Annotated in this window: 2 protein-coding genes; both read left to right on the forward strand. The window is 65.0% G+C overall.

Translation table 11 applies throughout. The features are described 5' to 3' along the window. Positions 1-5: 5 nt before the first annotated feature. Positions 6-12,911, forward strand: a complete 12,906-nt coding sequence (locus HBO41_RS21860; protein WP_169987690.1) for a non-ribosomal peptide synthetase — start codon at positions 6-8, stop codon at positions 12,909-12,911. Further along, positions 12,908-24,232, forward strand: a complete 11,325-nt coding sequence (locus tag HBO41_RS21865) for a non-ribosomal peptide synthetase (protein WP_169987691.1) — start codon at positions 12,908-12,910, stop codon at positions 24,230-24,232. The genes HBO41_RS21860 and HBO41_RS21865 overlap by 4 nt, the downstream gene beginning before the upstream one ends. Positions 24,233-24,582 lie beyond the last annotated feature (350 nt).

The following is a 24,582-nucleotide window of genomic DNA, read 5'->3' on the forward strand; positions in this document are numbered from 1 at the left end:
ACCCCATGCAGTTCAGTGAATTATTGGCATCGATTTCCACCCATGCGATCCGTCTTCAATTGGAAGAAGGCGACCTGATTATTCTCGGCGATGACGAAGCCCTGGATGACGATCTGTGGGATCAACTGATCGCGCACAAACCCCAATTGCTTGCCTTCGTGGCTGAACACGGCGGTGACTGGCTAAGCCCGGCTTACCGCATTACCCCGGACATGCTGGCACTGGTCACGCTCGACCAGCCGGCCATTGACCGTATCGTCGCCACCATCCCCGGTGGCGCGGCGAATGTGCAGGATATCTACCCGCTGGCGCCGCTGCAGGAAGGCATGCTGTACCACCACCTTTCGGCGCAGCAGGGTGACCCCTACGTGCTGCACGCGCAGTTTGTGTTCGACAGCCGCGCGCGCCTTGACGCGTTTGCCGAGGCGCTGCAATGGGTGATCGACCGCCACGATATCCTGCGCACGTCTATGGCCTGGGAGCGTCTGGACGAACCGCTGCAAGTGGTGTGGCGCAAGGCGACCCTGGCCTGCGAAGAAGCCCATTTTGTCGACGGCGACCGCCTGGCGCAGTTGCTCGCGCGCTATGACGCCCGCGCCTATCGCATGGACCTGGGCCAGGCACCGTTACTGCGCCTGGTGTTTGCCAATGACCCGGCCAACCAGCGCGTGGTGGCGATGCTGTTGTTCCATCACACCATCCTCGACCACACCGCCCTGGATGTGGTGCGCCATGAGATCCAACTGTATCTGGCCGGAGAGCACGCCCAGGCGGCCGAGCCGGTGGCGTTTCGCAGCTATATCGCCCAGGTGCGCCACGGCGTCAGCGAACAGGCGCATGAGGCGTTCTTTCGCGACATGCTGGCGGATATCGATGCGCCGACTTTGCCCTTCGGCCTGCAGGATGTACAAGGCGACGGGCACGGCATCGATGAAGTGCGGGTGCCCGTCGACAGCAGCCTGAGCCGCCGCCTGCGTGGCCTGGCACGGCCACTGGGCGTCAGCGTGGCGAGCATCATGCACCTGGCCCTGGCGCGCGTGCTGGGCGTGGTGTCCGGGCGCGATGCCGTGGTGTTCGGCACGGTGATGCTTGGCCGCATGGGCGCCGGCGATGGCGGTGAACGCGCGCTGGGTATGTTTATCAACACCTTGCCGTTGCGCGTGGATGTAGGCGAGCAGGGCGTGCGCGCCGGGGTCAAGGCCACCCACGAACGCCTCACCACCTTGCTCAATCACGAGCATGCGTCCCTGGCGCTGGCCCAGCGTTGCAGCGGTGTGGCGGCGCCGACGCCGCTGTTCAGTGCGATGCTCAACTACCGTCACAGTGCCGCCACCGATATGGCGGCGGTGATCGAGGTGGCCGAGGGCATTCAGGTTCTGGGCGCCGAAGAGCGCACCAACTACCCGCTGACGGTCAATGTCGACGACCTGGGTGAAGACTTTGCGCTGACGGTGATGGTCGATGCGTCCATCGGCGCGCAACGGGTCGCCGGTTACCTGCACACGGCCCTGCACAGCCTGGCCGAGGCCCTGGAGCAGCGACCGGATATGCCGCTCTGCGGCCTGAATATCCTGCCTGACACCGAACGTCACCATCTGCTGCACCGCCTCAATCAAAGCCCCGCGCACTACAGCGACACTGCCCTGATCCACGCGCAAGTCGAAGCCCACGCCGCCGCTCAACCCAATGCCATCGCCCTGCGTTTTGACACCCAGCGCATCACCTACCGCCAACTCAACGAACGTGCCAACCAGGTCGCCCACCGCCTGCTGGCTTTGGGCATTCGCCCTGATGATCGCGTGGCGATCTGCGTCGAGCGTGGCCCGGAGATGATTATTGGTCTGCTGGGTATCCTCAAGGCTGGCGCCGGTTATGTGCCCATCGACCCGGCTTACCCGCTGGAGCGCATCGCCTATACCCTGGCCGATAGCGCGCCAGTGGCCGTGTTGGTACAAGCCGACACGCAGCATCTGGTCGGTGATTTGACCCGCATCGACCTCAACAGCCTGCGTGCAGAATCCATCGTCAACCCGCGCGTTGCGCTCAGCCCGGCCAACCTGGCCTATGTGATCTACACCTCCGGCTCCACCGGGCTGCCCAAAGGCGTGATGATCGAACACCGCCACGTGGTACGGCTGTTCACCGCCACCGAGCATTGGTTTGGCTTCAACGCCAATGATGTGTGGGCGCTGTTCCATTCCTTCGCGTTCGACTTCTCGGTCTGGGAGATCTGGGGCGCGCTGATGCACGGCGGCCAGTTGCTGATCGTGCCGCAACTGGTCAGCCGCTCGCCAGATGAGTGCTACGCGCTGATCTGTGACGCGGGTGTGAGCATCCTCAACCAGACGCCCAGCGCATTTCGCCAGTTGATCGCGGCCCAGAGCGCCCAGGCGCATTCACTGCGCCAGGTTATTTTCGGCGGCGAAGCCCTGGAACCGGGCATGCTCAAACCGTGGTACGCCCGCGCCATCAACGCCGGCACCCAATTGGTCAACATGTATGGCATCACCGAAACCACCGTGCACGTGACCTACCGCGCCCTGGAAGCGGCGGATGCGCAGTTGGTTGGCGTAAGCCCGATTGGTGTGCGCATTCCCGACCTGCAGCTGTATGTGCTGGATGCGCGTCGCGAGCCGTTGCCGATGGGTGTGGTCGGCGAGTTGTATGTCGGCGGCGCCGGTGTGGCGCGCGGTTACCTCAACCGTGACGAGCTGAATGCCGAACGCTTCCTGGCCGACCCGGCCACCGGCCTGCGCATGTACAAGACCGGTGACCTCGGCCGCCTGCTGGCCGATGGCAGCGTCGAATACCTGGGCCGTAACGATGACCAGGTGAAGATCCGCGGCTTCCGCATTGAACTGGGCGAAATCGAAGCCACTCTGGCCAGCGCCAACGGCGTGCGTGACGCGGTGGTTATCGCCCGTGAAGACGAGCCCGGTGACAAACGCCTGGTGGCCTACGTGATCGCCGAGCGCGAACTCGGTGCCGCTGAACTGCGCGACCATCTGCTGCTGAGCCTGGCTGAATACATGGTGCCCAGCGCCTTCGTGCTGCTGGACCAATTCCCGCTGACCACCAACGGCAAGCTCGACCGCAAAGCCTTGCCCGCGCCGGATGCCGACGCCCTCGCGCGGCGAGACTACGCCGCCCCGCAAGGCGCTGTGGAAAGCACCATCGCCGGCATCTGGCAGTCGCTGTTGAAACTCGACAACGTCGGGCGCGACGACAACTTCTTCGAGCTGGGCGGCCACTCGCTGCTGGCGGTCAAGCTGATCGAACGCATGCGCCAGGTGGAGTTGAGCTGCGACGTGCGCGTGTTGTTCGGCCAACCCACCTTGCGCGCACTTGCCGCGGCGGTGGGCGGGCAGCAGGAAGTCCAAGTGCCGGCCAATCGGATCAAGGCGACCAGCGCACACATCAGCCCCGACATGCTGCCGCTGGTGGCGCTGGACCAGGCGGCCATCGACCACATCCTCCAGCACGTGCCCGGCGGCATCGCCAACGTGCAGGATATCTACGGCCTGGCGCCGTTGCAGGCCGGCATCCTGTATCACCACCTGGCAACGACCGAGGGCGACCCCTACGTGTTGCAGGTGCAGTTCAATTTTGCCGACCAAATGGCGGTGGACGCGTTTACCCGCGCCTTGCACTGTGTGATCGAGCGTAACGACATCCTGCGCACCGGCATTCTGTGGGAAGGCCTGGATGAGCCGGTGCAAGTGGTGTTGCGCCAGGCGCCGCTGCACGTCGAGCGCCTCGACGTGCCGGCTGATGATGCGCTGGCGCAGCTGCAACAGCGCTTTGACCCACGCCATTTGCGCCTCGACCTGAGCCGCGCGTCGCTGATGCATTTCGGTTATGCGCAACAACAGGATGGCTTTGCAGGCATCCTGCTGCTGCACCATATCCTGCTCGACCACACCGCCCTGCAGGTGTTGGTGGAGGAGATGAGCGCCAGCCTGGCCGGCCACAGCGCGCAACTGCCGCCGGCGGTGCAATACCGCAATTACGTGGCCCAGGCGCGTTTGGGCGTGACCCAGGCGCAACACGAAGCCTTTTTCAGCGACATGCTGGGTGATATTGACGAGCCCACGCTGGCGTTCGGTTTGCAGGATGTCAACGGCGACGGCAGCGGCATCGTCGAGGCGCATTTGCCGCTGGCCCCGGCGCTCAGCCAGGGCCTGCGCGAACAGGCGCGACAGCTGGGTGTCAGCAGCGCGAGCCTGGTGCACCTGGCCTGGGCGCAGGTGCTGGCCCAGGTCTCCGGCCAGCAGGATGTGGTGTTTGGTACCGTACTGCTGGGGCGCATGCAAGGCGGCGAGGGCGCCGACCGGGCGCTGGGAATGTTCATCAACACCTTGCCGCTGCGCGTCAGCCTGGGCGCCACCAGCGTGCAGGCCGGCGTGCGCGCCACCCATGCGCGCCTGGCGCAGTTGCTTGGGCACGAGCACGCTTCGCTGTCCCTGGCCCAGCGTTGCAGTGGTGTACCGGGTTCGTTGCCGCTGTTCAGTACCTTGCTCAACTTCCGTCACAGCGCCCCGGACGAGGCACCGGGAGACAGCCCGTTTGCCACCCACGGTATCGAGATTCTCAGTTCCCAGGAGCGCAGCAACTACCCGTTGGTGCTCAACGTCGATGACCTCGGCACCGGCTTTGCGCTGACCGTACAAGGCGTGGCCAGCCTGGATGTGCAGCGCGTGGGCGACTACATGCTCACCGCGCTCAGCCACCTGGTGACCGCGCTGCAACAAGCGCCGACCACCGCGTTGCAGGCGGTGTCGATTTTGCCGGCGGCCGAGCGTCACCAACTGTTGGTCGAGTTCAACGCCACCGCGCGCCAATACCCGTCGCAGTTCACTGTGCACCAGCTGTTCGAAGCTCAGGCACTGGCGCGGCCCGAAGCCGTGGCGGCGGTGCAGGGTGCGTTGTCCTTGAGCTATCGTGACCTCAACCGCCGTGCCAACCGCCTGGCCCATCACCTGATCAACCAGGGCGTGCAACCGGGTGAGTGCGTGGCGATTGCGTTGCCACGCTCGCTGGATTTGCTGGTGAGCCAACTGGCGATCCTAAAGTGCGCAGCGGTGTATGTGCCGCTGGACATCAACGCGCCGCTCGAACGCCAGGCCTTTATGGTGCAGGACAGCGGAGCGCGGCATGTACTCCATACCCTGGCCGACCTGAACCTGGATAGCCTGTCGCCGCGCAACCCGGAGCTTGCGCAGTCTTCGGACGAGGTGGCGTACATCATGTACACCTCCGGTTCCACTGGCGCGCCCAAAGGCGTGCAAGTGCCGCACCGCGCCGTCTCGCGGCTGGTACTCAACAACGGCTATGCCGATTTCAACGAGCGCGACCGCGTGGCCTTCGCCTCCAACCCGGCGTTCGACGCCAGCACCCTGGATGTGTGGGCGCCGTTGCTCAATGGCGGTTGCGTGGTGGTGGTCGAGCATGCGGTGCTGCTGTCCCAGGCCGCATTTGCCGAGCTGTTGCAGGAACAGGCCGTGAGCGTGCTGTGGATGACGGCAGGCTTGTTCCATCAATACGCCGACGCGTTGCTGCCGGTGCTGCGCCAGTTGCGCTACCTGATCGTCGGCGGCGATGTGCTTGACCCGCTGGTGATCGGCCGGGTGCTCAAGCACGGCAAGCCGCAACACCTGTTAAACGGCTACGGGCCGACCGAAGCCACCACCTTCTCGACCACGTTTGAAATCACCACGCCGGGCGCGGGCGCTGTGCCTATCGGCCGACCTATCGCAAATGCACAGGCCTATGTGCTGGATGCGCGCCAGCAGCCGCTGGCGTTGGGTGTGGTCGGCGAGCTGTACATCGGCGGTGCAGGCGTGGCCAAGGGGTACTTGAACCAGCCGCAACTGACGGCCGAAAAATTCATCCCCAACCCGTTCGGCGAAGGCCTGCTGTACCGCACCGGCGACCTTGCCAGCTGGCAGGCCGACGGCACCTTGCTGTACCAGGGGCGCAATGACTTGCAGGTGAAGATTCGTGGTTTCCGCATCGAGCCCGGCGAAATCGAGAGCTGCCTGGCGACCTTCCCAGACGTGCGCGACGTTGTGGTAGTGGCCCGCGAAGAAGAGCCCGGCGACAAACGCCTGGTGGCGTACTACACCGCCTCGGCAGCGTTGCCAATCGAAGCCCTGCGCGGCCATCTGCAAGGCCAGCTACCGGATTACATGGTGCCGTCGGCTTATGTGTGGCTTGAGCTGTTACCGCTTACCGCCAATGGCAAGCTGGACCGCAAGGGCCTGCCGGTGCCGGATCAGAGTGCGCTGCTCAGCCGTGGCTACGAAGCCCCGGAAGGTGAAGTGGAAACCGTGCTGGCGCAGATCTGGCAGGACGTGCTCAAGCTTGAACGCGTCGGGCGCCATGATCATTTCTTCGAGTTGGGCGGGCACTCGTTGCTGGCGGTCAGCCTGATCGAACGCATGCGCCAGGTCGGCCTGAGCGCGGACGTGCGCGTGCTGTTCAGCCAGCCGAGCCTGGCGGCACTCGCGGCGGCAGTCGGCAGTGGGCGTGAAATTGTGGTGCCGGCCAATGGCATTGTGCCGGGTTGCACACAGATCACGCCGTCGATGCTGACCCTGGTGCAGCTTGATCAACCGGCAATCGAGCGCATCGTCGCCAACGTGCCCGGTGGTGCGGCCAATGTGCAGGATATCTACCCGCTGGCGCCGTTGCAGGAAGGCATTCTTTATCACCATATCAGCGCCGAACAGGGCGACCCATACCTGCTGCAATCGCGCATGGCGTTCGATAGCCTGGAGCGTTTGCACGGCTTTATGGGCGCGCTGCAACAGGTAGTAGCGCGTCACGACATCCTGCGCACCGGCGTGGTCTGGGAAGGGTTGGACAGCCCCGTGCAAGTGGTCTGGCGCGACGCGCAACTGAGTGTGCAGGAGGTGATCCTGGACCCGGCCGAGGGCGGCATCATCGAGCAATTGCACGCACGTTTCGATGCTCGTCACTACCGCCTGGACATTACCCAGGCGCCATTGCTGCGCATGGTTTACGCCCAGGACCCGGCGAATAACCGAGTCGCAGCGATCCTGCTGTTCCACCACCTGGCGCTGGACCACACGGCCATGGAAGTGGTGGGCCAGGAGATGCGCGCGTTTCTGTTCAACCAGGCGGACGCGCTGCCCGTGGCGGCGCCGTTTCGCAACTACGTGGCCCAGGCACGCCTGGGCGTGAGCGTGGCCGAGCATGAACAGTTCTTCGGCGCCATGCTCGCCGATGTGGACGAACCGACCTTGCCGTTTGGCGTGCAGGACGTGCAGGGTGATGGCCGTGATATCGAAGAGGCCGAGCAGCACCTGGACGCGGCGCTGGCCATGCGCGTGCGTGAGCAGGCGCGCCTGTTGGGCGTAAGTGCGGCGAGCCTGATGCACCTGGCCTGGGCGCAAGTGCTGGGCCTGGTGTCCGGGCGTGATGACGTGGTGTTTGGCACTGTATTGATGGGGCGCATGCAGGCAGGTGAGGGCGCCGATCGGGCGCTGGGCATGTTTATCAACACCTTGCCGCTGCGGGTGAATGTCGCGGCGGGCGCCGCCGTGGCGGTCAAGGCCACCCATTCGCGCTTGAGCGCCTTGCTCGGGCACGAACACGCGTCCCTGGCGCTGGCCCAGCGTTGCAGCGGCGTGCCGACCAGCGTGCCGCTGTTCAGCGCCTTGCTCAATTTCCGCCACAGCCGCCCCGACGAAATGGCCCGCGATGGCCACGGCATCTGGGAAGGCGTGCAACTGCTGGGCGGTGAAGAGCGCAGCAACTACCCGCTGACCTTGAGCGTGGATGATTTTGGCGCAGGCTTTGGCCTCAGCGTGCTGGCGCTGCCGCAGATCGGCGCCCAGCGCCTGTGCGGCTATATGCATAACGCCGTGGAGCAACTGGTCGAGGCCTTGGAAAACGCCGCCGATACCGCGCTCAACCGCCTGCCGATACTGCCGTCGGCCGAACGCGACACCCTGCTGCGTGAATTCAACACGACGGCTGCAGATTTCCCCACCGGGCACACCCTGCACGGTGCCTTTGAAGCCCAGGTCGAGCGCCAGCCCCACGCAATTGCGGTGCAGCAGGGCGAACGGTCGCTGACCTACCAGCAACTCAATCAACGCGCCAACCAACTGGCCCATCACCTGCTCGCGCTCGGCGTACGGCCCGACGATCGCGTGGCGATCTGCTGCCGTCGTGGCCCGCAGATGCTCATCGGGCTGCTGGGCATACTCAAGGCCGGCGCCGGTTATGTGCCGATCGACCCGGCCTATCCCGCCGAGCGTATCGCCTATCTGTTGCAGGACAGTGCGCCGGTGGCCGTGCTGGCCGAGCCCAGTACGCAAGCGTTGCTGGGGGCGTTCGCCACAGTCGACCTGCTGGGCGAAAGCTGGCAGCACCACGCCGTCAGCAATCCGCAGCTCGCAGCGCTGACCCCGGCGCACCTGGCCTATGTGATCTACACCTCCGGCTCCACCGGCCAGCCCAAAGGCGTGATGGTGGAGCACCGCAATGTGGAAAACCTGGTGCACTGGCACTGCGAAGCCTTCGGCCTGGATGCGCGCAGCCATACCAGCAGTGTCGCCGGTTTTGGCTTCGACGCCATGGCCTGGGAAGTCTGGCCGGCGCTGTGTGCCGGTGCGACCCTGCATTTGCCGCCTGTCACGGTGGGCAATGAAAACGTCGACGAACTGCTGGCCTGGTGGCTGGCGCAGCCGCTGGACGTCAGCTTCCTGCCCACGCCAGTGGCCGAATACGCCTTCAGCCAGCACCTGCAACACCCGACCTTGCGCATCCTGCTGATTGGCGGCGACCGCCTGCGGCAGTTCACCCAGGAGCGACGTTTTGCGCTGATCAACAACTACGGACCGACCGAGGCCACGGTGGTCGCCACCTCCGGCCGTGTCCGCGCCGGGCAGGCGCTGCATATCGGCCGGCCGGTGGCGAATGCCAGCACCTACTTGCTCGATGCACAGCTGCGCCCGGTGCCGGTGGGCGTGGCCGGTGAGCTGTATGTGGGCGGCAGCGGCGTGGCGCGCGGTTACCTGAACCGTGCGGACCTGACCGCCGAACGCTTCCTGCAAGACCCGTTCAACCCGGGGCGCATGTACCGCACCGGCGACCTGGCGCGCTGGTTGCCCGACGGTAATATCGAGTACCTGGGCCGCAATGATGATCAGGTCAAAGTGCGTGGCGTACGCGTGGAGCTGGGCGAGATCGAAAGTCGCCTGGCGGCAGTGGAAGGCGTTGGCGAGGCCGTGGTGCTGGTGCGCGAAGGCCGTTTGCTGGCCTGGTTCACGGAAAACTACCCGCTGGCGATTGAAACCCTGCGTTCGCAGCTACAAGCACAACTGCCCGACGCGCTGGTGCCGGTGGCCTACATCAAGCTCGACGCATTGCCCCTGACCGCCAACGGCAAGCTGGATCGCAAGGCCTTGCCGGAACCTGACCAGGCGGCATTGCTCAGCCGCGACTTTGAAGCGCCCCAGGGCGCAGTGGAAACCACCCTGGCGCGGATCTGGGCCGAGGTGTTGCAGGTCGAACAGGTCGGCCGTCATGACCACTTCTTCGAGCTCGGCGGCCATTCGTTGCTGGCCGTGAGCCTGATCGAACGCATGCGTCAAGCGGACCTCAGCGCGGATGTCCGTGTGCTGTTCAGCCAGCCGACCCTGGCCGCGCTGGCGGCTGCCGTGGGCAGTGGCCGCGAAGTGCAGGTGCCGGCGAACCGGATCGCAGCCGATTGCCTGCGCATCACGCCGGACATGCTGCCCCTGGTTGATATCGACCAGTCGACCCTCGATCACGCCGTCAGCCGCATCCCCGGTGGCGCCGCCAATGTGCAGGATATCTACCCGCTGGCGCCGTTGCAGGAGGGCATTCTTTACCACTACCTCACCGCCGAACAGGGCGACCCGTACCTGCTGCAATCGCACCTGGCCTTCGACAGCCTCGAGCGCCTGCAGGCCTTCGCCCATGCGCTGCAACAGGTGATCGACCGCCATGACATCCTGCGCACGGGTGTGGTCTGGGAAGGCCTTGCGCAACCGCTGCAAGTGGTGTGGCGCCAGGCCCGATTGCCGCTTGAAGAGCTGCAGTTGCAGGGCGATGTACTCGCCGGCCTGCACGCGCGTTTTGATGCGCGGCGTTATCGCCTGGACATCAGCCAGGCGCCGCTTATCTGCCTCAAGTACGCCAAGGACCCGGCCAACCAGCGCGTGGTGGTGGTGTTGCTCTATCACCATATTGCGCTGGACCACACCGCGTTCGACGTGGTGCTGCGTGAAATGCAAGGGCATTTGTTGGGGCACGCCGCCCCGACGGCGGCGCCGATGCCGTACCGCAACTACGTGGCCCAGGCGCGATTGGGCGTCAGTGAGCAGGAGCACGAGGCGTTCTTTCGCGAGATGCTCGCCGATGTCGATGAACCGACCTTGCCGTTCGGCTTGCAGGACGTGCGCGGCGACGGCAGCGCGATTGAGGAACACAGCCTGCACCTGGACAGCGACCTCAACCGCCGCCTGCGGGCCCAGGCACGTTTACTCGGTGTGAGCACGGCGAGCCTGTTCCACCTGGCCTGGGGCCAGGTGTTGGCGGCCACTTCGGGGCGCCACAGCGTGGTGTTCGGCACCGTGCTGGTCGGCCGATTGCAAGGCGGTGAGGGCGCTGATCGTGCGCTCGGGGTGTTTATCAATACCTTGCCGCTGCGCCTGGATATCGACGCGCAAGGCGCACGCGATGCCGTGCGTGCCACCCACACGCGGCTCACCGCGTTGCTCGGCCATGAGCACGCGTCCCTGGCCCTGGCCCAGCGTTGCAGCGGGGTGGCGGCCCCGGCGCCGTTGTTCAGCTCGATGCTCAACTATCGCCATCGCGGCGCCGCGACGCGTTCTGCCGAGGCGCAACACGCCTGGGAAGGCATGCAGACGCTGGTCAACGATGGCCGCACCAACTACCCGCTGACCCTCAACGTGGATGACTTGGGCGATGGTTACGATATCACCGCCCTGGCGCAGGTTGACGCGCAACGGGTGTGTGGTTACCTGCAGAACGCCCTGGCCGGGCTGGTCGAAGCCTTGGAGCAGGCACCGCACCAGGCGCTCAATCGCCTGCCGATCCTGGGCGCCGAGGAACGCCAAAAACTGCTGGTAGCGTTCAACGCCACCGAGGTCGCTTACAACCTCGACCAGACCCTGCATGGCCTGTTCGAGGCTCAGGTCGAACGCACCCCTGATGCGGTGGCGGTCAAGGCCGGTGACCAGCAGTTGACCTACCGGGCACTCAACGAACGCGCCAACCGCCTGGCCCATCACCTGCGCGAGCTCGGCGTGCAGCCGGATTCGCGCGTGGGTATTTGCGTCGAGCGTGGCCTGGACATGGTGGTCGGCCTGTTCGCGATCCTTAAGGCGGGTGGCGGTTATGTGCCGCTGGACCCGGCGTATCCACTCGAACGCATCGCTTACATGCTGCAAGACAGCGCGCCGGTGGTGGTACTGGCGCAAGGCGCAACCCGCCAGTTGTTGGGTGACGTGCCGGTGCTGGACCTGGATCACCTCACCTGGCAACACCACAGCACGAGCAACCCGCTGGTGCCAGGCCTTACCGCCCGGCACCAGGCCTATGTGATCTACACCTCCGGCTCCACCGGCCAGCCCAAAGGCGTGATCAATGAACACGCCGGCGTGGTCAACCGCTTGCTGTGGATGCAGGACGCCTATGGCCTCAAGGCCCATGACGCGGTGTTGCAGAAAACCCCGTTCAGCTTCGACGTGTCGGTGTGGGAATTCTTCTGGCCGCTGTTTACCGGCGCACGGTTGGTGATGGCCCGCCCGGGTGGGCACAAAGAGCCGGAGTACCTGTGCCAGGTGATCGAGGCTGAGCAGATCACCACCTTGCATTTCGTGCCGTCGATGCTCGATGTGTTCCTGGCCCATGGTGATGTCAGCCAGGCCATAGGGCTGGCGCGGGTGATGTGCAGCGGCGAAGCCTTGCCGGGCAACCTGGTGCGGCGCTTCAAAGCGCAACTGCCGGGGGTTGGCCTGTACAACTTGTACGGCCCGACGGAAGCGGCGGTCGACGTCACCGCGTGGAACTGCGCACGGCCCGACGTGCCGGACAATACGCCGATCGGCAAGCCGATTGCCAATACACGCATGTACGTGCTGGACGCCCAGTTGCAGCCGGTGCCATTGGGGGTGGTGGGCGAGTTGTTCATCGGCGGCGTGCAAGTGGCGCGCGGGTATCTGAACCGCCCGGAACTGACCGCCGAACGCTTCCTCAAGGACCCGTTTACCGACGGGCGCATGTACCGCACCGGCGACGTTGGCCGTTACCTGCCCGACGGCAATATCGAGTACCTGGGCCGCAACGATGACCAGGTGAAGATCCGTGGCCTGCGCATCGAACTGGGCGAAATCCAGGCGCGCTTGCTGGAGCATCCGCAGGTCAACGAGGCCGCCGTGGTCGCCCGCGAGGACCGTCTGGTGGCGTACTACACCGGCGCACACACCGACATCGACCGCTTGCGCGCCCACCTGTTGCAGCACTTGCCGGACTTTATGGTGCCTGCGGTGTTTGTGCACCTCGACGCATTGCCACTGAGCCCCAACGGCAAACTCGACCGCAAGGCACTGCCGGTGCCGGGCATGGACGCGCTGAGTGTGCGCGAATACGCGGCGCCCGAAGGCGACACCGAAATCCTTATGGCAGCGCTGTGGGCTGAACTGCTCAACGTTGAGCGCGTTGGGCGCCATGACAACTTCTTTGAGCTGGGCGGGCACTCGCTGCTGGCCGTGAGCTTGATCGGACGCCTGCGCCAGGAAGGCCTGGAAGCCGATGTGCGGGCGCTGTTCGAACAGCCGAGCCTGGCCGGCTACGCCGCTATTACCGAACGAATGGAGATCGTCCTGTGAGCATTTCTGAGTTATTGAGCACGCTGAAAACCAAGGACGTGCAACTGGCGCTCAAGGGCGAGCAGTTGTCGGTGCAAGGCAACAAACAAGCGCTGAGTGACCCTTTGATCCTGGCGGCGTTGCGCGAGCACAAAGCGGCCTTGATCGAACTGATCAAGGCCGGTGAATACTCGGCCTCCAAGGCCGGCGAAGTGCAGGTGCCGGCCAATGGCATCCCGCTAGGTGCCGAGCACATCACCCCGGCCATGCTGACCCTGTCGATGTTAAGCCAGGACGAGATCGAGCGCATCGTGGCCACGGTCGACGGCGGTGTGGCGAATATCCAGGACATTTACCCGCTGGCGCCGTTGCAGGAAGGCATTCTGTTCCACCACGTCAGCGCCGAGCAGGGCGACCCGTACGTGATGCAGTCGCAGTTCGCGTTCGACAGCCTGGAGCGTTTCGAGGCCTTTGCCCAAGCGTTGCAGCGCGTGATGGACCGCCACGATATCCTGCGCACCGGGGTGGTCTGGGACGGTTTGCAGCAACCCTCGCAAGTGGTGTGGCGCCAGGCACGCCTGCCGGTGCAGGCGCTGCAATTGAACCCGGCCGACGGCGATATTGCCGCTCAACTGCACGGGCTGTTCGATGCCCGCCACTATCGCCTCGACGTGACCCGGGCGCCGCTGCTGCGCCTGGTGCGGGCCGACGACCGGCTGAACCAGCGCATCGTCGCCACCTTGCTGTTCCACCATATGGCCCTCGACCACAGCGCCCTCGAAGTGGTGTGCCATGAAATGCAGGCATGCCTGCTGGGGCAGGGCGCGGCGCTTGGCCAGGCCGTGCCGTTTCGCAATTATGTGGCGCAGGCACGCCTGGGTATCAGCGAGCCGGAACACGAAAATTTCTTCCGCCAGATGCTCGGCGATATCAGCGAGCCGACCCTGCCATACGGCTTGCAGGACGTGCAGGGCGATGCCCGTGGCATCAGCGAAGTCAGCCTGCCTTTGCCCGCAGCACTCAGCCGGCGGTTGCGCGCGCAAGCCCGGCAATTGGGCGTGAGTGCCGCCAGCCTGTTCCATATGGGCTGGGCGCAGGTGTTGGCGGTGCTGGCCGGTAAAGAGCAGGTGGTGTTCGGCACCGTATTGATGGGCCGCATGCAAGGCAGCCATGACACGGATCGGGCGCTGGGCATTTTCATCAACACCTTGCCGTTTCGCGTCGACGTGGACGCCCAGGACCTACGCACCGGGGTCAAGGCCACCCACGCGCGGCTCACCAGCTTGTTGCGCCATGAACACGCGCCGCTGGCCCTGGCCCAACGCTGCAGCGGGGTGGTGGCGCCGACGCCGCTGTTCAGCGCCTTGCTCAACTATCGCCACAGCGCCCCGGCCGCCAGCGCCGAAGCCGTGTCGGCCTGGCACGGGATCGCCGCGCTCAGCGCCGAAGAACGCACCAACTACCCGCTGACCCTGAGTGTGGATGACCTGGGTGAAGGCTTTGGCCTGAGCCTGCTGGCCAGCCAGCGGGTCGATCCGCAGCGCGTGTGCAGCTATCTGCAAACCGCCCTGGAGAACCTGGTGACGGCGCTGGAGCAAGCACCGCACACCGCGCTCAATCAGCTGTCGGTGCTGCCTGCCGCCGAGCAGCAACTGTTGCTTGAGCAGTTCAACGCCACCCACGCCGATTTCCCCCAGAGCAGTACCTTGCACGGCCGCGTCGAAGCCCAGGCCGCGCTCACGCCGGACGCGATCGCCGCCGTGCAGCAGGGCCGCCAACTGACTTACGCCGAACTCAACCAGCAAGCCAACCTGCTGGCCCATCACCTGTTGGCGCTGGGGGTCAAACCCGATGACCGCGTAGCCATCGTCGCGCGGCGTGGCCTGGACACCCTGGCCGGGTTGCTGGCCATCCTCAAGGCCGGTGCCTGCTACGTGCCGGTGGACCCATCGCACCCGGCCGAGCGCCTGAGCTACCTGCTGAGCGACAGCGCCCCGGTGGCGGTGCTGACCCAACAGGCACTGCTCGAGCGCTTGCCGGCGCTGGACGTGCCGGTGATCCAGCTGGACCGCTACACCTGGCAGCACCATTCAGCCAGCAATCCAAAAGCCGCCGTCAGCCCTTCGAACCTCGCCTATGTGATCTACACCTCCGGCTCCACCGGCCTGCCCAAAGGGGTGATGGTGGAGCACCACACGGTGGCCAACCTGGTGGACTGGCATTGCCGCGCCTTTGACTTGTGCGCCGGGCGCCACACCGCCAGTGTTGCCGGCTTTGGTTTTGATGCGATGGCCTGGGAAGTGTGGCCGGCGCTGTGTGTCGGCGCGACCCTGCACCTGCCGCCCGCCACGGACGGCGCCGAAGATATCGACGCGCTGCTGAGCTGGTGGTGCGCGCAGCCACTGGACGTGTGCTTCCTGCCCACGCCGGTGGCCGAATACGCGTTCAGCCAGCACATCGAACACCCTACATTGCGCACCTTGCTCATCGGCGGTGACCGCCTGCGCCAGTTTGCGCGGGCACAGCGATTTGAGCTGATCAACAACTACGGCCCCACCGAAGCCACGGTGGTTGCCACTTCCGGCAAGGTCGAAGCAGGCCAGCCGTTGCATATCGGCAAACCGGTGGCCAATGCCACGGTGTACCTGCTCGATGAACAACAACGGCCGGTGCCATTGGGGGTAGCCGGTGAGCTGTACGTGGGTGGCAAGGGCGTGGCGCGTGGTTACCTCAACCGCCCGGACCTGACCGCCGAGCGCTTCCTGCAAGACCCGTTCAACCCGGGGCGCATGTACCGCACCGGCGACCTGGCGCGTTGGTTGCCGGACGGTACGCTTGAATACCTGGGGCGCAACGATGATCAGGTGAAGATCCGTGGCATGCGTATCGAGCTTGGCGAGATTGAAACCCAGCTCGGCCAACTGCCTGGGATCCAGGAAACGGTGGTGCTGGTGCGCGAGGAGCGACTGGTCGCCTATTTCACCGAGAGCCCGCAACTCGACCCGCTGGCGGTCGGTGATATCCGCGCCCACCTGGTTGCGCATCTGCCGGACTACATGGTCCCGGTCGCCTATGTGAAGCTCGAGGCGTTGCCACTCACCGCCAACGGCAAGCTCGACCGCAAGGCCTTGCCAGCGCCGGACATGGCCGCGGTGTTTACCCGCGAATACGCAGCGCCCGAGGGCGAGATCGAAAGCGTGCTCGCGCAGATCTGGGCCGATGTGCTGCAGGTGCAGCGTGTCGGGCGGCACGACCATTTCTTCGAACTGGGCGGGCACTCGTTGCTGGCGATGCGCATGGTCTCGCAAGTGCGCCAGCGCCTGGGGGTGGAACTGGTGCTGGGCGACTTGTTTGCCAATGCGGAGCTGGCGGCGGTCGCCGCAGTGCTGGCGCAGTCAGGGCGCAGCACCTTGCCGGATATTCTGCCGGCCAATCGTGATGAGCTCGTGCCGTTGTCGTTCGCCCAGCAGCGCCTGTGGTTTCTGGCGCTGATGGAAGGCGCAAATACCGCCTATAACATTCCCATCGGCCTGCGTTTGCGTGGCCAGTTGCATGTCGAGGCGCTGCAACGGGCGCTGGCGCGCATTGTTGCGCGGCATGAAACCCTGCGCAGCCGCTTTGCCCAACAGGGCGACCAAGCCCAGGTACTGATCGTACCGGCTGAAGACATGCTGCCCCTGCAAGTGCAGGATTTGCGCCGCCACCCGCAACCGCAGCAGGCGCTGGATGCCTTGATTCAGGGCGAAGCCTCGGCACCGTTCGACCTGGAGCGCGGCCCGTTGCTGCGTGGGCGCCTGGTGGTGATGGCCGACGATCACCATGTGCTGCTGCTGACCCTGCACCATATCGTTTCCGATGGCTGGTCGATGGGCGTGCTCACCCGTGAGTTGATGGCGCTGTATCAAGCCTTCAGCCACGGCATGCCTGACCCATTGCCAAGCCTGCCGATTCAGTACGGCGACTTCGCCGTGTGGCAGCGTTTGTGGCTGAGCGGCGAAGTGCTGCAGCGCCAAAGTACCTATTGGCAACAGGCACTGGCCGGTGCGCCGGCCTTGCTCACGCTGCCTACCGATCGCCCACGCCCTGTGCAGCAGGACTACGCCGGCAACAGCGTCGAAGTGCGCCTGGACGAACGCCTGACCGCCGGGCTCAAGGCCTTGAGCCAACGCCATGGCACCACGCTGTACATGACCTTGATGACGGCCTGGGCCTCCCTGCTGGCGCGGCTGTCCGGGCAACACGACCTGGTGATCGGCACGCCAGTGGCCAACCGTACCCGCAGCGAGGTGGAAGGGCTGATCGGCCTGTTCGTCAACACCCTGGCGGTGCGCATCGACACCTCGGGCGAGCTGAGCACCGAGGCCTTGCTGGCACGGGTCAAGGCGCTGACGCTGGCGGCCCAGGCGCATCAGGACTTGCCATTTGAGCAGGTGGTGGAAATCACCCGGCCGGTGCGCAGCCTGGCCCACAGCCCGCTGTTCCAGACCCTGCTGAGCTGGCAGGACAGCAGCGCGCCGACCCTGGCGCTGGGCGACCTGGCCCTGGAAGGCATCGTCGAGAACAGCCACTTTGCCAAGTTCGACCTGTCGTTGAACCTGGGTGAAGTGCAGGGCAGCATTCTCGGCGCGCTTGAATTTGCCGTGGCGCTGTTTGATGAGTCGACCGTGCAGCGGTACGCCGGGTATTTCACCCGCACCTTGCAGGCCATGGTCGATAACGACCAGGCGGTGTTGGAACATGCGCCGTTGTTGGATGAGTGTGAGCGTCAGCACCTGCTGGTCGATCTCAACGCCACCGCGGTGGACTACAACCTCGACCAGACACTGCACGGGATGTTTGAAGCGCAGGTGGTGCGCACGCCGAACGCGATTGCGGTGAAGGCGGGTGAGCGGCAACTGACTTACGCCGAGCTGAATGCGCAGGCTAATCAGTTGGCCCATCACCTGCTGGCGCTGGGTGTACAGCCGGATTCGCGGGTGGCGATCTGCGTCGAGCGCAGCCTGGAGATGGTCATTGGCCTGTATGCGATCCTCAAGGCTGGCGCTGCGTATGTGCCGCTGGACCCGGCCTATCCGCAGGAGCGCCTGGCCTACATGCTGCAAGACAGCGCGCCGCTGGTGGTGCTGGCCCAAGGTGCGACCCGTGGCTTGCTCGGCGAGGTGGCGATGGTCGATCTGGACCAGCCAAGCTGGCAGCATCTGCCCGCAGGCAACCCTCACGTCCAGGGCGTGAGCGCCTATGTGATCTACACCTCAGGCTCCACCGGCCAGCCCAAAGGCGTGATCAACGACCACGCCGGGGTAGTCAACCGCCTGTTGTGGATGCAGGACGAATACGGCCTGAACGCGCAGGATTCGGTGCTGCAGAAAACCCCGTTCAGCTTTGACGTATCGGTGTGGGAATTCTTCTGGCCGCTGTTTACCGGCGCGCGTCTGGTGATGGCGCGCCCCGGCGGGCACAAAGAGCCCGAATACCTGTGCGACGTGATCGAGGCCGAACAGATCACTACCTTGCACTTTGTGCCGTCGATGCTCGATGTGTTCCTGGCCCACGGCGATGTCAGCCAGGCCATAGGGCTAGCGCGGGTGATGTGCAGCGGCGAAGCCTTGCCGGGCAGCCTGGTACGGCGCTTCAAGCAGCAACTGCCGGGCAGCCAATTGCATAACCTGTATGGGCCGACCGAAGCGGCGGTCGACGTCACCGCCTGGAACTGTGCCGGTCTGGTAACCCCGGACAACACGCCGATCGGCAAACCCATCGCCAACACCCGCATGTACCTGCTCGACAGCCAGTTGCAACCGGTGCCGCTGGGTGTGGTGGGCGAGTTGTTTATCGCGGGCGTACAAGTGGCGCGCGGGTATCTGAACCGGCCGGAACTGACCGCCGAGCGTTTCCTTGACGACCCCTTCAGGCAGGGGCGCATGTACCGCACCGGTGATGTCGGGCGTTACTTGCCGGACGGCAATATCGAGTACCTGGGGCGTAATGATGACCAGGTGAAGATCCGTGGTTTGCGCATCGAACTGGGTGAAATCCAGGCGCGGCTGCTCGAGTATCCGCAGGTTAACGAAGCCGCCGTGATCGCCCGTGAAGAGCGGCTGGTGGCTTACTACACCGGCACGCCGAGCGACATCGACGCGCTGCGCGGTCATCTGCTGCGGCATCTGCCGGAGTTCATGGTGCCGGCGATTTTCGTGCATCTGCAGGCGTTGCCGCTCAGCCCCAACGGCAAGCTCGACCGCAAGGCGCTGCCGGCGCCGGGCCTGGATTCGGTGGTGGTGCGCGAGTACGAAGCGCCCCGGGGCGATACCGAAATGGCCTTGGCCAGCCTGTGGGCCGAACTGCTCAATGTTGAGCGCGTGGGCCGTCACGACAACTTCTTTGAACTGGGCGGGCATTCGCTGCTGGCCGTCAGTCTGATGGGGCGCATGCGTCGCCTGGGCTTGTCGGCGGATGTGAAGGTGCTGTTCGGCCAGCCGACGCTCTCGGCGTTGGCGGCGGCGCTGGGCAGTGGGCGCGAAGTGGCGGTGCCGGCCAATGGCATCGCCGAAGGCTGCAGCCACATCACCCCGGCTATGTTGCCCTTGATCCAGATGGACCAGGCTGCCGTCGACCGCATCGTCGCGTGCATTCCCGGCGGTGCGGCGAATGTGCAGGATATCTACCCACTGGCGCCGTTGCAGGCCGGCATCCTGTATCACCATCGGGCTGTGCTTGAAGGCGATGCCTACCTGTTGCGGGCACAGTTTGCCTTCGATAGCCGTCTGCGCCTGGACGCCTTTGCCCATGCATTGCAGGCGGTGATCCAGCGGCATGACATCCTGCGTTCCTCCTTCCATTGGGAGGGCCTGGAAGAACCGGTGCAAGTGGTTTGGCGTGAGGCCTCGCTCAGCGTTGAAGCCGGTGCTGTGCCGCAGCGCCTGGACCTGACGCAAGCGCCGTTGATGCGGCTGGTCTATACCGAGGAGCCGCAGCGCGTGGTCGCCACGTTGTTGTTCCATCATTTGGTGATGGACCACGTCGCGCTGGACATCCTGCAGCATGAAATGCAGGCGTTCCTGCTCGGTAGTCAGCACACCCTGGGCGCGGCCGTGCCGTATCGCAACTATGTGGCCCAGACCCGCCTGGGCGTTGACAATCACGAAACCTTCTTGCGCGAAATGCTCGGTGAAATCGACGAGCCAACCGACGTCCAATACCTGGGCGCCGATGAACACGCGCATCTGGCCGTCGACCCGCAGTTGAGCCAGCGTCTGCGCACCCAGGCGCGCCAGGCTGGAGTGAGTGCCGCCAGCCTGATGCACCTGGCCTGGGCGCAGGTGCTGGGCAAGGTCAGTGGCCGCGAACAGGTGGTGTTCGGCACTGTAATGCTCGGCCGCCTGCAAGGCGGCGAAGGCGCCGAGCGCGCCATGGGCGTGTTTATCAACACCTTGCCGTTGCGCGTCGACCTGGGCGAACACTCGGTACGCACCGCACTGCGTGCCACCCATGCGCGCCTGACCCAATTGCTCAGCCATGAGCACGCGCCGCTGGCATTGGCCCAGCAGTGCAGCGGCGTCCCAGTGGGTACGCCGTTGTTCAACGTGCTGTTCAACTACCGCCACAGCGCGCCGCACAGTGGTGGCGTGGCTGAGGCATGGCAGGGGATTGCGCTGCTCAGTGCCGAGGAGCAGACCAATTACGGGGTGTCGGTGAGTGTCGATGACCTCGGCGAGGGTTTCAGCCTGACCGCCATGGGGCAGGGCGCCCGGCGTTTGTGTGATTACCTGAACATTGCCCTTGAGCAACTGGTTGAGGCGCTGGAGCACCACAGTGATAGGGGCATCAGCCGCTTGCCAATCCTGCCGGCGGCCGAGCGTCAACAGCTGGCAGGTTTCAATGCCACCACCCGTGTGTTCCCCCGCGAGCACACGGTGCAGCGCTTGTTCGAAGCCCAGGCCCACGCACGGCCTGACGCGGTGGCTGCGTTGCACGCTGACGCGGTAATGAGCTACGGCGAACTCAACACCCGCGCCAACCGCTTGGCCCATCACCTGATGAGCCTGGGCGTACGCCCGGCCGATAACGTCGCGATCCTGCTGCCGCGTTCCCTGGACCTGCTGGTCAGCCAGTTGGCGATCCTCAAGTGTGCAGCGGCCTATGTGCCGCTGGACATAAACGCACCCGCCGAACGCCAGGGCTTCATGTTGCAGGACAGCGGCGCGAGCTGGCTGGTGACCCGCAGTGACGCGGCGCTTGAGTTCCCGGCGCGGCGCATGGACCTGGACACCCTGACCCTGGACCCGCAACCGAGCCACAACCCTGACCTGTCGCAGTCCTCGGACAGCGTGGCGTACATCATGTACACCTCCGGCTCCACGGGCACACCGAAGGGCGTATTGGTGCCTCATCGCGGCATCACACGGCTGGTGCTCAACAACGGTTACGCCGACTTCAACGCCGCCGACCGCGTGGCGTTTGCCTCCAACCCGGCGTTCGACGCCAGCACCATGGATGTGTGGGGCGCGCTGCTCAACGGCGGCCAGGTGCAGGTGATCGACCATTCCACGTTGCTCGACCCCGCTGCATTCGGCCGTGCGCTGCACGGTGCGACGGTGTTGTTCGTGACCACCGCGTTGTTCAACCAGTACGTGCAGATGATCCCCGAAGCCCTGGCCGGCTTGCGCATTTTGCTCTGCGGCGGCGAGCGTGCCGACCCGGCGGCGTTCCGCAGCCTGCTGGCGCAGGCGCCGGGCTTGCGCCTGGTGCATTGCTACGGGCCGACTGAAACCACCACCTACGCCACCACTTACGAGGTGCAGGCGATCGCCGCCGATGCTGACAGCGTGGCGGTCGGTCGACCGATTTCCAACACGCAGATTCATGTGCTGGATGCGTACTTGCAGCCACTGCCGGTGGGCGTGATCGGCGAAATCTGCATCGGCGGTGACGGCGTGGCCAAGGGTTATTTGAACCGGCCGGAGCTGACCGCCGAGAAGTTTGTCGACGACCCGTTCAACCCAGGCGCCTTGATGTACCGCACCGGCGACCTTGGCCGCTGGACAGCGGACGGCTTGCTGGAGTGCATCGGGCGTAACGACGACCAAGTGAAGATCCGTGGTTTCCGCATCGAGTTGGGCGAGATCGAAGCGCGCCTGGCGACCTTGGCGAGCATCCAGGACGTAGTGGTGCTGGCCCGTGAGGACGTGCCCGGTGACAAGCGCCTGGTGGCGTATTTCACCTGGGCTGGCGAGCCCGTAGACGTCGACAGTGTGCGTGCGCACCTGCACGGCCAGTTGCCGGACTACATGCTGCCGTCGGCCTATGTGCCGCTGGCGCAGTTGCCGCTGACGGCCAATGGCAAGATCGATCGCAAAGCCTTGCCGGTTCCGGCGTTGGAGGCCTTGCTCAGCCGCGACTTCGAGGCGCCGGCCGATGCACTGGAGCAGTCGCTCGCCGGCCTGTGGGCCAAGGTGTTGAAACTGGAGCAGGTGGGGCGTCACGACAGCTTCTTTGAGCTGGGCGGGCATTCCTTGCTGGCGATTCGACTGGTCAACCTGATGGAGGCAGCGGGCTTGCAGGTGTCGCTGGCCGAGCTGTTCCAGCACGTCAGCGTGGCCTCGGTGGCGGCGATGTTGCGCCAGCGCACCGGCGAGCCGGTGCGCGACACCTCGCTGATTACCGTGCGCAGCAGCGGCTCGCAGCCGCCGTTGTTTCTGGTGCACGAGTTCAGTGGCATGGACGTGTATTTCCCGGCGCTGGGTCAGCACTTGCCCGGCGACTATCCGATCTACGGCCTGCCGGGCGCTGCACTGGGCGAGCCGCACCTGAACACCATGGAAGGCTTGGCGGCGCGCATGGTCGGCCTGATCCGCCAGGTTCAGCCACACGGGCCTTACCGCGTGGCGGGCTGGTCGTTTGGCGGCGTGCTGGCCTATGAAGTGGCGATGCAATTGCTGGGGCTGGATGAAGCGGTAGCGTTCCTCGGCCTGATCGACAGCTACGTGCCGCGCATGACCGACCAAGGCAAGGCGCGCTGGAGTGGGCCGGATGCGCTTAAGCGGCATTTGCTGTTGCAGTGCACGGCGTATTGGAAAGCACAGGGAGGTGTGGATGAACTGGCGAGCCTTGAACAGCTTGAGGCGGGCATTGGACAGCTGGACTTTGCGGGTTTGCTGCAACGCTGTCGCGATCAAGGTCTGCTATACGCGCAAATGGCAGCGGCTACGGACGCGGACCTCTTGAGTTTTATCGAGCGTGAAGTCGGCCACGGGCATGCGCTGGCGCACTACAGCCTGTTCCCGCTGCCGGTGCCGGTGCTTCTGTTCAGTGCCCGTGAACGGCCGACCGAGCTGTCGCGGCGCAGTGAGTCGCTGGGCTGGGAAGACGCTTTGGCGCCTGGTCAATTGCGCCGGGTCGAGGTGCCGGGCGATCACCAAAGCATGATGCAGGCGCCGCATATTCAAGGCTTGGGCGCGGCGATGGCTGAGGCCCTGGCCGCGAGTGCGCCGGTGACGGAAGCGGTGCATCAACCGGTGCTGCGCATTCAGAGTGGGCGTGCGGGGTTTGCGCCGGTGTTTTGTGTGCCGGGAGCGGGTGACAGCGTCACCGGGTTTGTGGGGTTGGGCGAGGCACTCGGGCGCGACTGGCCGCTGTTCGGTTTGCAGCCGCGCGGGCTGGATGGCGAGGCGGTGCCCCATAGCCAGGTGGAAGCGGCAGCGCAGTGTTACCTGGCGGCGCTGGCGCACGAGTGTCCGCGTGGGCCGGTGCATCTGGTCGGGCATTCATTTGGTGGCTGGGTCGCGCTGGAGATGGCGCTGCGCTTGCAGGCGATGGGCCGTGAGGTGGCCTCGTTGACGGTGATCGACAGTGAATCACCGGGCGGTGCGGGCAAGCCTTATTCGACCACGGCCGCGTTGTTGCGCTTGATTGAGGCCATGCAGTTGTCGGCGGGCAAGTCGCTGGGCATTGACCGGGTGGAGTTTGCCGGGCGCGATGAGGTGGCGCAGCAGCAATGGCTGCATGCGGGGATGGTGAGCGTGGGTTTGTTGCCGGGGCGTGCCAGTGTGGATGCGATGGCGGGGCCGGCGCGTACTTATGCGGCGGCGTTGCGCACGGTGTATCGGCCGGCGCAGCGGTTCAACGGGGTGGTGCGGTTGGTGCTGGCGCAGGATCCGGCGTTGGATGCGGTGGGTAATCAGCGTGAGCAGGGGTTGATGGTGGAAGGGTGGCGGCGCCAGGGGAACGGGTTGCAGGTTTGGTATGGCGCGGGGAATCACTTTACGTTGCTTAAGGCGCCGAATGTTTTGGGGTTGGCGCGGTGGTGGCTTGAGGGGGTGGTGGTTGGGGAGGTGGTGTCGTGAGGGGGGAATGCCGGGTACATATCCGTTGTTTTTGTGATGGCGACTTAGGGTTCCGCTCTTACAGCGGGTCACTTTTGGCAAACGCCCCAAAAGTAACCAAAAGGTCTGTGCCCCACCACTCGGTGCCTCGCCTAGGCTCGGCATGCCCGCACTCCGGCTTGAATCCGTGGGCCGCCGCGATGGGCCATCCTTGGCCCAGCGCGGCTAACCCGGCGTCCTGCCGGGTTACCCACGGATTCAAGCCTGCGTTCGGCCATCGTGGTTAACGGGGCGCCTCAGATCAAAATCAAGATCAAAAGCAGAGCACGGCGGCCTAGTAGCCGACCTGAGTGGTTAGATCAAAAGCGAAA

It is taken from the genome of Pseudomonas sp. WS 5146, from assembly GCF_012985495.1.
In the GTDB taxonomy this organism is placed as follows: domain Bacteria; phylum Pseudomonadota; class Gammaproteobacteria; order Pseudomonadales; family Pseudomonadaceae; genus Aquipseudomonas; species Aquipseudomonas edaphica.